Here is a 15,019-nt window from a genome sequence, read left to right on the forward strand (position 1 = left end):
CAAAAGCATCGGAGTTAGAGTTGTCACAATCTGAGCTAGAAACAACCGCACCTGCAACGAGTACAAAAGCATCGGAGTTAGAGTTGTCACAATCTGAGCTAGAAACAACTACACATGGAACTCCTACCACAGCAATTGAGTTAGAGTTGTCACAATCTGAGCTAGCAGCAACCGCACCTGCAACTCCTGCAACAGCCAATGAGTTAGAGTTACAACTGTCAATCCTGCCTGAAAGGAATGAAACTCAGTGGCAAAAAGTGCGTTCGCATCTAGCAGTCGAGTACAGTTTACCTTTAGAGTTACTCGATTTATTGCACTCTCATTCTTGGCTGTATGCCGGCTCAGAAAAGGCTGTCTTTACAGGACGGACGCTTGAGGGGGAAGCCCGGTTCGCTTTTGTTCTTGATGAAAGAGGCAACTTTACTACAACGCATCCCTTGTCATCTGAAGCTGCTTTCTGGGTAGCGACTACTGGAGAAATTGAGCGAGCTGTGATTGCCTGTAACCCAATCGAAGCCCTTTCAATTTTGCTTATTGAACAGGATAACTCTACAACAGCACCAGCGACACTTTACCTAGGAATTGAACGAGCTTCACAACTGCCTATACAATTCTTACAAAAACTCGATAGCGTTATTATAGCGATTGCAGAAGATTATCAGCTCGCTCGAAATTCGATCTCGCTACTACCGGATGCAGAACTTGTCAATCCACAGTCAAGTTGGAATGATATCTGGATAGAATTAATTGAGCAAGAACAGCAAAAATTTCAACCAAATAACCAACCTTATAAACAGCGCATCCCAGACCTTGAACTGGATTAGCTTTTACAGCTTTAAAAATTGATACTACTTACGCAACTGAGGAATTTTTAGACTATAGCGTTTACTATAGTCATGAGGTACAGTAACAACAATGAGCAAACCAGTTATGAATATCTTTTTTAGTAACTTGTAGCATAGCATCTGTAATTGCATCAATTAAGTCTAAATAATTTCTGGCTTTAAGTTTTCTTAACAGAAATTTCACTTTTGACCAAAAATTTTCTATCGGGGAAAACTCGGGAGAGTAAGGAGACAAATAAATTAACTTTGCTCCTGCCTCTTCGATAAATTTTTTCACCATTTCTCCGCAATGAATTTTAGCATTATCCATAACTACACAAGCACCTTTCCAAAGTTTAGGGACTAATTCTCTCAGGATGAATGCTTCAAATGTTATTCCATTTACTGCACCATAAATATTCCTTGATACCACCAGTTCTGTACTAGATAAAGCAGATATCAAAGAAATATTGGTTCCCCTTTTTAGTGGTTTTTCTCCTCTCGCTCTTTTACCTTTTAAGGCTCTTCCATATAGTCGTACCATTGCTAGATTAACTCCTGATTCATCTATAAAAATCAGGTCTTCTGCCCTAATATCCCTGATTTTATCCCAAAATTCTACTCGGGCTTTTTGAACTCGTTCGCTTGTTTTCTCTGCCGCATAGAGTGTTTTTTTTTGAAAGTATAATTGAGTTGATTGCTAATTCTTCCCATGGTCGATATACTTACTTTTATTCCGGTTTTTAACTCAAGCATTTCAGTTAGTTCTTTTAAAGTTGCATCATTATTCTCTTCTATTATTTCCACTAAAGTCACTAATTGTTCGTTATTTAATTTGCTGGGTGGACTTCCTCCTTGAGCAAGAGGACTTATATCTCCTGTCTCTTGGGCTCTTTTTAGTAATTTTTGAACAAAGCTCTTGGCTACCTTAAAACGTTCTGCTAGTTTTCTTATTGAAATATTTTCTTGTTCTCTCACTTCTATTATTTTTTTTCTAAAATCTAGTGAATACGGTTGCATTGATGATTTTCCTCTCAATAGTTTTACTTTACTAAGTGTACCTCATAGCTGTGAAAAACGCTATATTTTAAAGAAAAGATGCGAAGCGTCTATCGATAAAATTATCAGCAATTCTGAAGAAATTTATATTAGAGTTAGCAAAAAATATCCTGAAAATCCTGAAGAAGCAAAGCTCTTTGAAGAAAATAATCGACGAGTTTTGTTTACAGAATGGTGGAACCAAAAATGGGAAATAATTAGAGCTGACTTACAAAAATATTACGAACATTCTGTTGTCAATAAACCCTTAGAGAGTTCAAGTGCTAACTCATTCACTCAAATAGAAAAATTTAGAGAGCGATATTTACAAATCGTTGAGGCAGAAATGAAGAAACTTAGGGAGGAAACATTTAAAAAGAAAGATACGATTTTTCTTGCTAACTCAAATCCCGAGTTCGATCGCATGAAAGCCAATTTTGCTTTGCGTGATAGTTTGTACGGCGATATTAGTAAGCTTTTATCTTCAATTGCTCATCAACTTGCTTTAGAACTTAAGGATGAAGCCTTAAAATTAGTTGACTACATGACAAGTTTATTATGGGAAAGTAACCAAGTAAAATTTAGGCTAATTGAAAATTCAGAGGAGTATTTTTTAGCAAAACTCGAAAATAGTTTAAGCGTATTATTTTTACGCTTTGCCCGTCCAGTTGCTGAAGCGCTGATTCGTGGCCCTGTAAATAGTGATACTCGAAATAAAATAATAAAAAGTTTAGGGGTAGATATTGAAATTGTTGATAACTACTATAGTGGCGAAGAAGCTGCCTTTAAAATTCTCAAAAAATATGTAAAATATGGATCTGATTTACTATTTAATCCTGAGCTTCGGCAACAAGTCTTAGGAGTGGCAGGAGTAGCGACACAAATTGCTGGAATAGCAACGCAAATAGTGGTAGAAGTTTCTACAGACCTGACATCTCCACAAGACTCTGTAGCTTTTGAGGTAGAGAATGATATTAATGCGTTTGAAGAATACCTACGCTATGCAATTTTCGGTGCCTCTGGTTTCGAGTCATACTGTATTCAAGAACTGAAGGGTTTAGTCGATAGTTTTAGAGAGAAAGAAGGTACTTGGACTGGCGTAGCTCTCAATGAATGGTTGCAAGGAAATCCAATTCTGTTTGCTGAGATACCTGATAACTTGAAGTCAAAAGAATCGAATTTAGAAGTTAGCGAACGATTAAGGCAATTATCTATTGCCTTGAAAAGAAGTCGTTCTTAGCAGCCCTAGTAAAATAACTGCGAACCGTGATAAAGTAGTTTTTCCAGCAGATTTACTAATAGCTCTACCATTTCGAGATACACCGGTAAACTCTCGACAATGGGGTTATGGATGGGTGTAATCTTTTCGGATGGCAGTGTCTAATGTCTAATTCGGTTATTACAATCGTTAATTATGTGGAGCGGGTGATCTACAAAACCTGCTGAAAGGAGAATTGTTGACAATGTGGCTTAAATTTGGTGTTGCTCCCACCGGAGAACTGGCGAGCATTGATGAGGTTGTGCGCGGAAAAACTCAGCTAACTTGCCTCTACTGCGGTGGCGGATTGACAGCGAAAAAGGGTTCGGTGAAAGAACATCACTTCGCCCACACCGAGGAAACTTGCAAGCCCGTGTCGCAGCGGATTAAAACCAAAGCTTTCCCATCGCTGCCTCTCTATGATAATTTCAACATACAACTTAAGGGTGAGGAATTAGAACAGTTGAAGGTGCTCTGGAAAGAGTACGGCGCACAGGATTACGCTATTCCCAAAGACTTGGTAAACTTTCGATGGCAATTGAAAGGATTGTTGGAATCAGAGGGCGATCGCACTTATCACTTTACCGATTTGGGTAAAATCCCCGTCGGCGCACTTCCCCTGGTGTTGTTCAACCAAGTCCAAGAACCTTTGCTGGTGTCCGAGCTAGCTTCATTGGAAAACTCTGTAGAGATTGCTTTATCTGCGGGTTTATCTTGTTTGGAAGAACGGCGGGCTGATTTGCTAATTTATCGATCACAGCTTCGTCGGATTTTGGTGAATTCGCTCTATTTCCTTGAAGTCAAAGCTGACGGCAACATATTCTATAAAATTGGAGTGACAACTCGATCGATCGAGGAACGCATCGCGGAAGTGCAGCGGGATGTGAGAGCGCATTACTCGGATGTCGCCGTCAGCTTGCTGGGACTGTGGGAACACCGGGGGAATGTGGAGCTGTACTTCAAACATCGGTACAAAGCGTTTAATTACCGCATTGGGAAACTGACGGAATATTTTGCGTTTCCGAACGTCAAGGCTGTTCTGAATGATTTGTATGAGATGAAGCCCAGAACGTTAGGTAATGTTGAGGTCGATGTTCTCAGCTTGTGCGATCGATCTCCGCGTTAAATCGCCACCAAGTTTTGAAGCTATTAAATGAACATTGGTCACAATTCCGTCGTCTGAACAATGCAGACTCGGCGTTAGTAAAGCCTGATAATTTTGTTTTAAACGGAACTTCCCCCGCCTGCTCGCTATCGTTCCGGCCCAAACCAATAGGGGGTGAGACTTTCCGGGTTTTGAAAAATCTTTTACATGACTACAAGTCCTGAAAACGCTTATGTAGCGCGGTTTTTTTTCCATAGATTTAGTCTGTGTCTGAAACCAAAACCTGTATTTGTTAGGGGTCGCGTCCCTGCGTCAGGGAGAGCGCGCTGTAAAGCAGCGTGTGCTTTACAGAGACGGGACATGAGAAGTATTAGAAGAGCTAATAAACAGAGGGCTAGAACAATATGAAACTCCCGCTTTGCCAGCAACAGCAGCAAAAACCAAGCGTAGCAAGGCAGATTAACCCGCAATTTACGCCCATATCACAAATGGGTCAAAAATGAAGCGTTTGTGATATGGGCGTGGAAGTGTAGGGGATGTTGGAAGTGATCGGCTTCTCAACTTTTTCACTATATTTTTGAACAGCTTAAAAACTTACTTTGAATAATTAACTCTATATTGCAACGGTCAATCGGACTTTTTCACTACTTAGTCCATATTTTTTTCTGGAGGTAACAACCCCATTAGAGGCTAGACAAGGTAAGGCGTTGACCCACTTGTACTTTTTTAAAATAAGCCCCTTCAAACGAGCGACGACTTATTATAAATTATATTACTTCTATTTTATCAGACGCATTTCCAACAACACTTAACTCGTACTCAGTTTTTAGTCTTAAGTATCCTGCTCAATCTACTGCAATCGTCCAGACAAGTTAAGTTGGAGCAATTAGCCCTCTGGTTTCCCTACCCGATTACCGCCGAAAGCCGACATCGGAAATTACAAAGGTTCTTGAATTTACCTCAATTAACCGGAACGCCCGATTGGGTATCTCCTGATAACTTATTGGTTAACCACCTATTGCCAAGTGGGTCAGACTTTATCAACTGTCATCAATCGCACCCAATGGAGATATATAAACATACTGTTGGTTTGCCTAGTGGCAAGAAGAGAGCTATCCCTTTATCCTGGTCACTGTTACCCAAGCCTTGAAGTAGTAATTTGACAGAAAAAAGGAATGCGATCTCAGAAATTTTACCGCTCTTGAAAGATTATAAAGTAGTGGTTTCAAGAGACACCTAAATTTTGCTTGATTGAGCGGGCTACCTGTGTCAGGGAGACAGGTGTATATTTTTGTTTACGGCTTAAATGCTCTCTTTGTATCGAAATCTAACCTCAAATTAGCCAGCCGTTGAAGGAGGTAAGATTAGTTCCCAAAAAAATCTCTATTTCCCTAAAGTCTAAGTCAGAAAGACTCAACCCATAGGGGGAGTTGATGGGACTTGTAAGGGGTAAAAATTATCTAGGCATATCGGTTAACGAGGGTTGATTTATCCTGACAAGTTTAGGCTCTCTAAGCGATTGCAATCGCTGCTTACTCTTCATCGGATGGAAATTGAAAACAGTTTCCTTGATTAGAGAAGTGGAGGTTATTATTTAGAGTGAACAGGCTTAAAAGGGAAGCGACTGATGGCTCTCATTTTATTAATAGCACTCGCTTATAGTAATGCTGCCGTTCAAGAGAAAACGCTAAAGTTAAATCGCTCAAAAAGTATAGTCTTCACTCTAAAGAATCAAAAAAAAAGTATCAGAGACGGAGTGCCTTTGGCAGCGGTCTAGATAGCCAACAAGGGGTTACATACCTAAACAAATATACCGGAGCAGTTCAAGACTTAATGAAATTAACCCCGAATAAGCGCCACTTTTATCAAGAGAGATGAGGGCTGTAACTCACATTATGTCTAACTCTTAGCTCTCTTTTTTACCTACCAGTATGTTTTCTTAGTCAATTACCTGTTTATCTATACTTGTCACAAAACTTAGTAAATACACCTGAAAAAGTTCAATATTCGCTCTGTTGGTATTTTGAAAAAAACCTGCTAAATTGAGCTTATTATCTGCCGCTCCTACCTGCTAAGGGTATAGAATATGATGTGAGAATTGGTAGAAAGTAAAGTTAAGAAGGTGCTTATGCTGCTTCCATGTACCAGGCAATTGAGAGTGACTCTTGCGCTCTCGCCGGAATTAACCAAGGCAATTGATGAATATGCAGTGCCTTTTGAAGTGTCTCGATCTGCCTTTGTAGAGGAGGCAATGTGGCTTTACCTAGATCACCTAGATAAATACGCCAATTCGGGCGCCAAAGTACAATCTCATAACAAAGAAGCACTGACAGCATAAGGCTTTCAGTGCTTCTATTGTTAGATAAAATAAACCTTTAACGTTTGTCGATCAAACTTGCCAGAGAGACGACAAACGTTAGCAAATCAGTCATGTCGACAGCAAATCAGTCATGTCCACCTCGCTAAGAGTTACTCTAATAATGCCACATTTTGAAAAAAGAACAAAGCGCGTCTTGGGCGTTGTTTTGACGGTTGATGCTATAGATGATAGCGCTAGCTGTAGCGGTACTATTAAGCAAATTGTGAAGTTTAACGCTACCCATAGCGTAAAGAGCCCTTTCGATTCCGTCTATGACTCAATCATAGCGCGATCCTCCCTAACTACGATACTTAATCGGGAATTCGCTGCTATCAGTTTTGAAGCGATCGGGGGATTAGCGTAATGGTAGCCAATTTTTCTAAAAAATCAGGCAGCTTAATCCCTGTCACTAAAGCAAACCCTTGCCCGCACTGTGGTAAACCAGACTGGTGCTACTCGATCGGCGAGCTTTCAGTCTGCAACCGTGACCAACCGCCCGCTACGGGTTGGGAAGTTACAAGCAAGACTGACAAAGATGGCCACTTCTACTACGCCCCAATTCAAGAGCAAAAGCCAATCCGCCCAGCGGCAACTACTTATTACTACTATCGAGCTCAAGACGGTTCCCCGCTTGTTAGAGTCAAGCGAACCGATTTTGGTGATGGCAGAAAAAAGAAGTTTGAGCAAGACCGATGGGACAAAGACAACAAATGCTGGTTGTCTGGCTTAGGAAAGGAAGGTGATCCAACTAAGGTTGACCGCGCTAGTATCCGGATTTACCGATATGCCGAGGTGCAGGAAGCAAAAGCAAGGGGGGAGCTAATTGCCCTCGTTGACGGCGAATCTTGTGCTGACACTTTGTGGGATTTAGGTCTGGCCGCCACTACCAGCATCGGCGGTATGGGTAACTGGGGAGATTCCAACACAAGTGATTTAGATGGCGCGAAAGTTGTCGTTATTGTCGTTGACCGGGATATACCAGGGATTGAGGACGCGGCGAAGGTTTCCGAACACTTCCCAGAGGCTCAATGGCTTTATCCTTACCCCGAATCGAAAGCTTGGGACAATCCACCGAAAAGCCAAGGATTGGATATCAAGGATTGGATTGAGAGTCAAAGCTTGAGTGCAGCGGATGTGCTCGCGACGATCGGAGAGAAGAAAGTTTTGCAAGTTTCAAGCGCAAAACCAGACTCGATCGGCGAGACAAACAGCAATGTAGTCCCTCTTTTCCCCCCCATGCTTTTTGATCTGAGAGCGGAACTTACCAAGCTCATCAAAATGGGTACAGCCGGATCGGAACTTACGGAGGCAATATTTGGCTTAGCTAACGGTGGCAACCCTCAAACAATTTGGCGCATCTATTACGAAATTTTGGAGGAAACTGAACGTGCCGATCAGCGACTCGATCGAAAAAGAGACGTAGAAAATTTACAGAAAATCAGCAACCGCCGCCTGACACTTGAAAATTACCTGCACCCGTCGCTAGCAGAACCTATCAAGAAAGTTGCGACATGGATGGGAGTAGATCCTGAAGCTGTGTTAACCCACTTGCTGCCGATCGTCGCAGGATTAATCAATCCCAATTCCCGTGTCGTTGCAAAGGAATGTATCAACTTTGTCGAACCCTTCTTGATTTATTCTGGCGTCGTAGCACTTTCTGGTGCGCGAAAAACTCCGACATTGAATATTCCAAAAAATCCCTTGGTTCGACTTCAAAGCGTTGAAGATGCACGGTATCAGCAAGCCATTCAAATATATGACACCGAAGTTCAGACGCTCAAAGCAACGCAGGGTCAGGGACAAAGAAAGGATAGTAGCGGTGAGTTGCCACAAAAACCGAACCCGCCTCGTGAGCTCTATCTGGATAACGCCACTGTCGAAGCTGTGGACAAGGTAAAAGGGCAACAACCAGACCACGGTTTAACGTTAATCAAAGACGAGCTTAGCGGGTTATTTGCCTCACATGGCGCTTACAAGGGTGGCAAGGGTGCTGATAAAGAAAGCTATTTGTCAGGGTGGAACGGTGGCGGTGTCAAGAAAAATCGATCGGGTGATGGTTCTCGCGTTAGTCTAGCTCGTGATTCCCTGTCAATCACTGGAGGCATTCAACCTGACACACTTCGCGCTCTACTAGGAGACTTTAGCGACTCTCAAGGGGAATGGGCCCGCTTCCTTTGGTATCATATGCCGATGCGGCCGTACAAGATACCGCGCGACGATACGCGCTACGACTTAGGCAATTTACTAGAGGGTATCTACAAGAAAATTGATGCTCTGCCTGTCCTTAAGCTTCATTTCGACAAGCAAGGTCAAACTTATTGGGATGACTGGCACGATAAAAAAGATGAACAGAAGCGCGCCGAGGCTAGACCAGGGTTGCAGGCGGCGATCGCAAAAATGCCCGGTCAATCGGTGCGATTAATTGGCTTGCTGCACGTTCTTTGGGAAGTAGCCAGCGGTTCTGCTGATGTCCCGGAAGAAATTCCACTGTCGATTGTGAAGTCTGGATGCCAACTTGCCGAGTTTTATTTGGGTCAAGTAACGCTCCTGCAATCACAGGGGGATGCTGATACTGGTGAGTTGTCGCCTATTTTCAAGAAACTCTTAGATAAGGTAGCCGAATTTAAATCCCTCACAGCAAGGCAGGCCATACAAACCATAAGGGATCTCAAGCAAACTAAGGCTCTCAAGGTTCGTGAGTTTTTTACTGAGTTAAAAGTGATGGGTTTAGCTGAAACTCAAGGCACGGGTACGCGGATGGTACTTGTGCAAAAAGTGTTGACAAACTCTGAAGAGTCTCAAAAAGACCAAAACCCCTATTCTGTGGATATTTCAGAAAATAACACTTCTAAAGTGTTGGCAAGTGTAGACAAAGTGTTGGCAAGTAATTTACAACCTCAACCTCATACGGAATCAGGATTTCAAGATGTAAAACATCAAAGTGTTGACACTGTAGACGCAATCGAAACTTTTGATTTAAGCCCCCCATCACCAGAGCTAGTTGAACCAATTGGCTTAGGGGAGGATAAACAAGTTAGTGAGATTTCTAAGGAAGTTGCCAACACGCCAACACTTAGCGCTAAAACCTATATTGAGCAAGCGGTAGAAGGTGTTGGCAAAATGTCTACAGTTGATGCCAACACTTTTGAAATTGCCAACACTTCGCCAACAGTCCCGCCGATTGCAGATGAGTTATCAAGTTTTGCAATCATCAAAAACATTCGAGAAGCCATTGCCACCATTGACTGCGCTGCTGCACGAGAAGCTTGGCAGAAAATCAAGAACTCGCCAACTCAACAGGAAGCGGTAAAAGCCAAGTTGAGCGAGGAAGAAGTCCTCAACTTCAAACTCCTGGTAGCGACTGGCTGGCTCAAGGGTACGCAGGTACGGTACACCGGAACGAAATTTGGGGAACAGTACGCGGGTGTCAAATTAACGGTTGATGATATTCGCAACCGGAACGGAATCACCTGCCGGAAGGCTGACGGCAGCTACACCGCCGACCTGGATAAGGAGGATTTAGAGAAGCTTGAGCAGCCGGAGGTGACTGAGGATGCCGAATAATCTAATTGCCACCCGATCGCCCGCACAGACCGACCCCGCCACGCACCTCGAATGTCTTGGCTTTATCCGGGCCGCCATCTCCACTGCCGATCGTCAAACAGCCCAAGACGTAGCAGCAGTGCTCAAAGTTTGCTACCAGAACGGCTATGTCGATCGAGCAAAAATCTGGGCCGACCTCACCCAAACCGAATAGCAGCAATTCCAAGCTTTGCTAGTCCCGATCGCCCACCACTTCGCCAACAGAATCAAACAGGCGATCGCCTGGAATTCGCCCGGAGTTGCGTTGGGTATTGATTGCGATTTAGAAGCGGCGATCAACCGTGGCGAATTGGTGGCGGCGGATGTGGTGGAAGTTGTCGGCGATCGGCACTTCCTAGATTTTCAGGAATTGGTCGCGCGTTGCCCAAAATATTTTACCGAACTCCCCGCACCGTCGATCTAAGCCGTCACCAAAAAAATTAGCTGATTTTTTGTGTGCCCTAAAGTCAGGGGTTTGCAGTATAAAATCAGGCGTTTGCAGTACAAAATCAGTGAGATACAGGTATTTGTAGGGGCTGCATTTTACCTGTATTTACCTGAAAATATCCTGCTTTCCGTCTGCAATTTCCTGCCAAATTACTGCCTTTTTGTGGTGTTCGTGTCTTGACCTGTTGGGACTGGTTATGGCTGTTCTTGATTAGTAGCAAGCAATGGTTTTGTCCGTACAAACCGGACTTTTACGTGCTGACCAAAAATAATGCACCCTGATGAATGGGGCATCCTAGGTGTCAAGGGGCTTGAGTGTTACCCGCTCTCCGACTGTGCCGATTGCTCACATTGCTCCTGTTGTTGTGACAACTTCGTAGCAGCACTAACGTCAATTCCTCCCGTCACACCTGGGTAGCGAGCGACTTGAGGGACAGCTCGATCGCCCACGACGGAGCTGATAGAATCAAACAGGCGATCGGCTACCCATCTCACGCCGTAGCTTAAGCTATTGAGGAGGATTTTGCGGAGGCAACCGACGCGGGCTTTTCTTGCATCCACCGATGTTTTGGCGATCGTCGGCTGCTGGTTGATTCCTCGGTAAATCGATAGTGAATAAGGAAGCCACTATTTCTATAAAGGGATAGGCGGGGATACAAGCCATTTACCCCAAATTGGCTTGCTAACTGATTTGGCTGAAATCCTTGCTAAGCGAGGCTTTCAGCCCTGTTCGCAAGTTTCTGCACAATTGCTACTCAAATCTCTCTCACTGCTGGGCTTCAGGTTTAGGTTCCTTCGGTTTTTTCTCAAAGACTTGGATATTCGGGTCTGATACCACAAAGCCGTTAGAGGTAGATTCACCCATTTTGCCACCGATAGCAGCCACCCATTGGGGATAGTTGGTAGCAGCATCTTCAAGCTTCTTCCATATTTTTGGCTTAACAGTAACGGACACTACCCGACCGTCGCAGTCAAGCTCAAAGGTTTTCCAGTTGTCTTTGTTAGTCTCTACGTTGTTCGGTAGTTCGTTAATTTTGATGATCAGTTCAAGCTTGCCAATTGTCATAGGTAGTTTCGTTGGTTTAATGCGTTGCTTTTTTGGTACTTTGTCAGCTTTGTATATTTTCCAGCCTAGGGAGGGAAATCGCTACAGCTTTATCGGGCTAATGTTGATTTAGTAAGTTATAATAGCTTGTATGTCGCTAATTTTTTATAAATTCCAGTGCTTGCTGCTTGACAAACAGCATCCCACTATCCGAACTCAGCACTCATAACTTTCTTTAAAATTTCGACAATAACCTTGGCTGGCGAGCGTTGGCTTCTTCAACGCTTTACAGCCAATAACTAAATAAAATATCAATCCTGACAGGAGTTCCCCCGAACTCCTTTTTTTGTGTTTATTTTTACGTCGAATTCAATTGAAAGTTTGTTCACCCAAGCAAAAAGGAGTTTTTGACATGGCTAAGCCAAAACATAAAAGTATGCGGAATGTCCCCGAAATGTACGACGAAATCAAAAAAAATTATGGCCTAAGCCTCACACCAAGGGCTATCCACCTACTGGATGTTCATGCACAAAAAAAAGGCCTTTCTCGGTCAGAAGTTGTTGAGCAATTTGCTAGAACACTGGAGCAGTTACCAGCTCATTCACCAACCCAAACTAATCCTTAGTCCTCAACCCCAACTTTCCTACACTCCAGCCCTTTTTTAGCATCACTGATTGCACTATGAATCTTTTTATCCCCAGAACCACACAACTGTATTTTGGCTATCAAATACAAAAGCTAAAAGAGGCTAATTTGCAAAGGTTAGCTATTAAACAAGAGCTAAGTTTTGCTAGTTTTAGCCAGCGGATTGGTTGGAGTGCGGTGTCGAGCTTCTACCTTACTAAGCATAGCAAGGTGTTAGCTCCTATGCCTTACCTAAGCTTTTTTGAGGTTATAAGTAGCCAAAAACTTATTTATAAACTAAGCTGGCTTTTAAGAAAAAAAGCCTTGGTCTATAAGGTTTACAGCCGACCGCCACCTAACATAAAAACTACAGTAAAGTTATGATTTACTGTAGTTTTTGCTATTGTTTGAATGAGAGCCAGTTTCTGAAACCCTCTTTTCAAAGCTTCGTAGCAGTGCCACAAGACCTAAACCAGAATACCTTCATTTTACGAGGACTTATAACAATGAAAAAAAATCTCTCTTTGACCGATATTCTCGGTTTGTATGCTACTCACATTCAGAGTAAGCACCCGCGAAAGAAAGCGCAAGAAATTATCGCTCAAACTGAAACGGCTATCAACCGTTACACTTTGCCAGGATGGGGCTTGGAGCCTTTCAAAGGTCGCAGGCCCACGCGAGTTGAAATAGACAGGGCCACGACCTTTAAAAAAGGTATAAACGTTGAGCAATTCACAACTGCGAAGGAAGCTCAAGAAAAAGCTTTTGAACTGCTGCAACCCTCGGATAGTAGTAAGGAGGTTTATAGCTGCCGACTTAAGGAACTTGTTTCTTGGTCTAGCCAGGAAGGCTGGTGGCCGGGAAATACCTTACCTGAGAAATCTGTTGATTGCTGCGGAGGTCGTCGCCGTCGAGGCTATGGAATTATGGCGAAAACGCTACTGACGAGTCGCTCTGCTTTGCCGCCTTACGGCTTGCAACCAGAGCAAGTGTCAGAGAAGTTAAAAGCTAAAACTGAACTGTTCTACAAGTTTCGTACCTCCGCCCACTGCCCGGGTAGATTAGAAGACCCGGTGAAAACTACAGCCTGCAGCGACCAAATTGGTTTGGTTCTTCACTTGCTGGGCTGGTTCCATCACTACCGGGGAGTGCCGTTGGACGAGCTGTCTTTGAATACTTTAATTCCGCCGGTTGAACTCAAGTATGCGGCTTCTAAGGAAGCTGCGGCCATAATGGCTGCTAAGGCAGGGGAGTATGTAGATTGTTGGGTCTGCGAATTCAGCAACTTTTTGATCGAGGAGCGGGGTGCCAAAAGCCCCCACACTCGCAAAAATTACCTCTGTGCGCTGCTGGCGGTGGCGAAGTTTCAATACCACAATGAAATCACTTCTAGCGATTACAGCGAAGTGCCTGCAGTGAAGGTTTTGCGCGGACGGCTGTCACTGGGAACTAAGGAGTTGAACAACCACATCCCCGTGGCGGATATTGATAAGAAGTGGCTGGATTTGCCGCAAGTTTTGGAACTAATTGTCGAACCGCTGCGCGATGAGTGCCAACCGAAGTTGGCGTGTGGTTCTCCGAGGTCTCTGAAGGCGACTGCTTACAGCTTCCAGCGCTACTTGCTTTGGGGGTGTTTCACTTATAGCCCTCCCCGGCGACAGCAGGAGTTTAGGGAGCTAAAAATGGCTCTTGAGTGTCCTGTGAAGCGGCCTGTGGATGTACCTGCTGACGGTTTGTACCAGCCTCTACCGACGGGTCGTAACCGTGACAGGAATTGCGGTTATCTGTCTAGGACGCCGGATGGCCGCTGGTTCAAGGATGTAACGTCGGAGTCTTACAAAACCGGTAAGACTTACGGAAACCAAGAGTTGGAGATTCCCAACGTGCAGTTCCCTGACGGGCGCTGTTTCTACGATTATTTGGAAGCATGGCTTTATGGCTATTATAAGATGCCGGATGGGAGTTGGCGCTCCTGCGGGGCAGCTTTCAAACCAGGTGAGCAGGAGGTTGGGCGTTTGTGGCCGGGTCGCTTGCAGTTCGAGGCGGTGGGTGAATTCGTTTTTGTGCGGCATAATGGCACGCCTTTTGCTGAGGACAGTATGGCTAGCTATATCAGCACGGCTGCTCATGCTTTAACGGGGCAGCGATTGACTCCTCACTTGCTGCGGGACATTTTTGCGACTCATTTTTTGGATAACGGAGCGTCTGACTCGGACATTGCTTCTCTGGCTTATGGCATGGGTCATAGCCCGCAGATTCTCCGGGCGATTTACGACCGCCGCCGGCCTGTGCAGAAGCACAGACCGATTCAATTAGCGGTTATGGAGCTAGTCCAGAAGTCTTTGCATCCCGACTCAACTTCTGACTAGCAAAGTGTAATTCGCTTTCCCCTGCATCACCGTGCAGGGGTTTTTTTTACTGTTTTTCTGGCTTTAATTACAACGGGACTTACGCAAGTTACGCCACACAGGTCTGTTGAGTTTAGGCATTTGGGGCATCATATTACTCATTAAAAACGTAGCGCGGTTATTCGCTGCGTTACGGGTGTGATCTGCGCTCGGTGCAATGTGTCCCCTGTTGTAGCCACTTCCTTTGTTATTGCTTGGTCGTACTTTGCCGAGCAACGCGGAGAGTATCGTCTGGGCGGAAGTTGTCTGGGCGATCGGCTGCTCCAATCCAAGATTTATTGAGCTGCTACGAAACCCAGTTGGCACTGGGAGTGCTGCTGTTGTAGGGA

General features: G+C 44.2%; 13 protein-coding genes and 1 pseudogene. 10 read left to right on the top strand and 4 right to left on the bottom strand.

What is annotated here, in order from left to right:
- Window positions 1-824 (top strand): annotated as a pseudogene (locus tag QUA71_RS18510) (relaxase/mobilization nuclease domain-containing protein); the annotation flags it as partial.
- Between the two features lie 70 nt (window positions 825-894).
- Here the strand turns inward: QUA71_RS18510 and QUA71_RS18515 are convergent.
- A protein-coding gene (locus QUA71_RS18515; protein ID WP_333287168.1) for an IS630 family transposase occupies window positions 895-1,844 on the bottom strand; the annotation gives its coding sequence in 2 pieces (ribosomal slippage) (window positions 895-1,508 and window positions 1,508-1,844; 951 coding nt in all).
- Here QUA71_RS18515 and QUA71_RS18520 point away from each other — a divergent pair.
- The 6 genes from QUA71_RS18520 (at window position 1,744) to QUA71_RS18545 (ending at window position 10,590) form a co-directional block, all read left to right on the top strand.
- Window positions 1,744-3,102 (top strand): hypothetical protein, encoded by a 1,359-nt coding sequence (locus QUA71_RS18520; protein ID WP_333287170.1) that lies wholly within the window; start codon window positions 1,744-1,746, stop codon window positions 3,100-3,102. The two genes, QUA71_RS18515 and QUA71_RS18520, sit on opposite strands and share 101 nt — an antisense overlap.
- Window positions 3,103-3,325: 223 nt before the next feature.
- Window positions 3,326-4,246: a GIY-YIG nuclease family protein gene (locus QUA71_RS18525; RefSeq protein ID WP_333287171.1), complete on the top strand. Its 921-nt coding sequence runs from the start codon at window positions 3,326-3,328 to the stop codon at window positions 4,244-4,246.
- A 2,137-nt stretch (window positions 4,247-6,383) separates the two neighbouring features.
- The gene (locus QUA71_RS18530) at window positions 6,384-6,563 is read left to right on the top strand and encodes a CopG family transcriptional regulator (RefSeq protein ID WP_333287173.1); all 180 of its coding nucleotides are present in this window, start codon (window positions 6,384-6,386) and stop codon (window positions 6,561-6,563) included.
- 384 nt (window positions 6,564-6,947) lie between these two features.
- Window positions 6,948-10,148: a DUF3987 domain-containing protein gene (locus QUA71_RS18535; RefSeq protein WP_333287175.1), complete on the top strand. Its 3,201-nt coding sequence runs from the start codon at window positions 6,948-6,950 to the stop codon at window positions 10,146-10,148.
- Entirely contained in the window at window positions 10,138-10,341 is a 204-nt protein-coding gene (locus QUA71_RS18540) for a hypothetical protein (RefSeq protein WP_333287177.1), read from the top strand. The genes QUA71_RS18535 and QUA71_RS18540 overlap by 11 nt, the downstream gene beginning before the upstream one ends.
- Window positions 10,342-10,356: 15 nt before the next feature.
- On the top strand, window positions 10,357-10,590 hold the full coding sequence (locus tag QUA71_RS18545) for a hypothetical protein (RefSeq protein WP_333287179.1): 234 nt from the start codon (window positions 10,357-10,359) through the stop codon (window positions 10,588-10,590).
- A gap of 341 nt (window positions 10,591-10,931) precedes the next feature.
- Here QUA71_RS18545 and QUA71_RS18550 read toward each other — a convergent pair whose 3' ends face one another.
- Both QUA71_RS18550 and QUA71_RS18555 read right to left on the bottom strand, forming a co-directional pair.
- Window positions 10,932-11,174, bottom strand: a complete 243-nt coding sequence (locus tag QUA71_RS18550) for a hypothetical protein (protein ID WP_333287181.1) — start codon at window positions 11,172-11,174, stop codon at window positions 10,932-10,934.
- Between the two features lie 205 nt (window positions 11,175-11,379).
- Window positions 11,380-11,679 (bottom strand): hypothetical protein, encoded by a 300-nt coding sequence (locus QUA71_RS18555; protein ID WP_333287183.1) that lies wholly within the window; start codon window positions 11,677-11,679, stop codon window positions 11,380-11,382.
- Window positions 11,680-12,070: 391 nt separating this feature from the next.
- On the opposite strand from QUA71_RS18555, the gene QUA71_RS18560 reads away from it, so the two are divergent.
- From QUA71_RS18560 to QUA71_RS18570, 3 genes are all read left to right on the top strand, one after another.
- A complete protein-coding gene (locus QUA71_RS18560) occupies window positions 12,071-12,283 on the top strand; it encodes a hypothetical protein (protein WP_333287185.1) in 213 nt (70 codons plus the stop codon).
- Window positions 12,284-12,339: 56 nt separating this feature from the next.
- Window positions 12,340-12,666: a hypothetical protein gene (locus QUA71_RS18565; protein ID WP_333287187.1), complete on the top strand. Its 327-nt coding sequence runs from the start codon at window positions 12,340-12,342 to the stop codon at window positions 12,664-12,666.
- Window positions 12,667-12,788: 122 nt separating this feature from the next.
- Window positions 12,789-14,651, top strand: coding sequence for a hypothetical protein (locus QUA71_RS18570; protein WP_333287189.1), 1,863 nt, complete (start codon window positions 12,789-12,791; stop codon window positions 14,649-14,651).
- A 63-nt stretch (window positions 14,652-14,714) separates the two neighbouring features.
- Here the strand turns inward: QUA71_RS18570 and QUA71_RS29290 are convergent, their stop codons facing one another.
- On the bottom strand, window positions 14,715-14,996 hold the full coding sequence (locus tag QUA71_RS29290; protein WP_445243799.1) for a DNA/RNA non-specific endonuclease: 282 nt from the start codon (window positions 14,994-14,996) through the stop codon (window positions 14,715-14,717).
- Window positions 14,997-15,019 lie beyond the last annotated feature (23 nt).

It is taken from the genome of Microcoleus sp. MON1_C5, assembly GCF_036701875.1.
In the GTDB taxonomy this organism is placed as follows: domain Bacteria; phylum Cyanobacteriota; class Cyanobacteriia; order Cyanobacteriales; family Microcoleaceae; genus Microcoleus.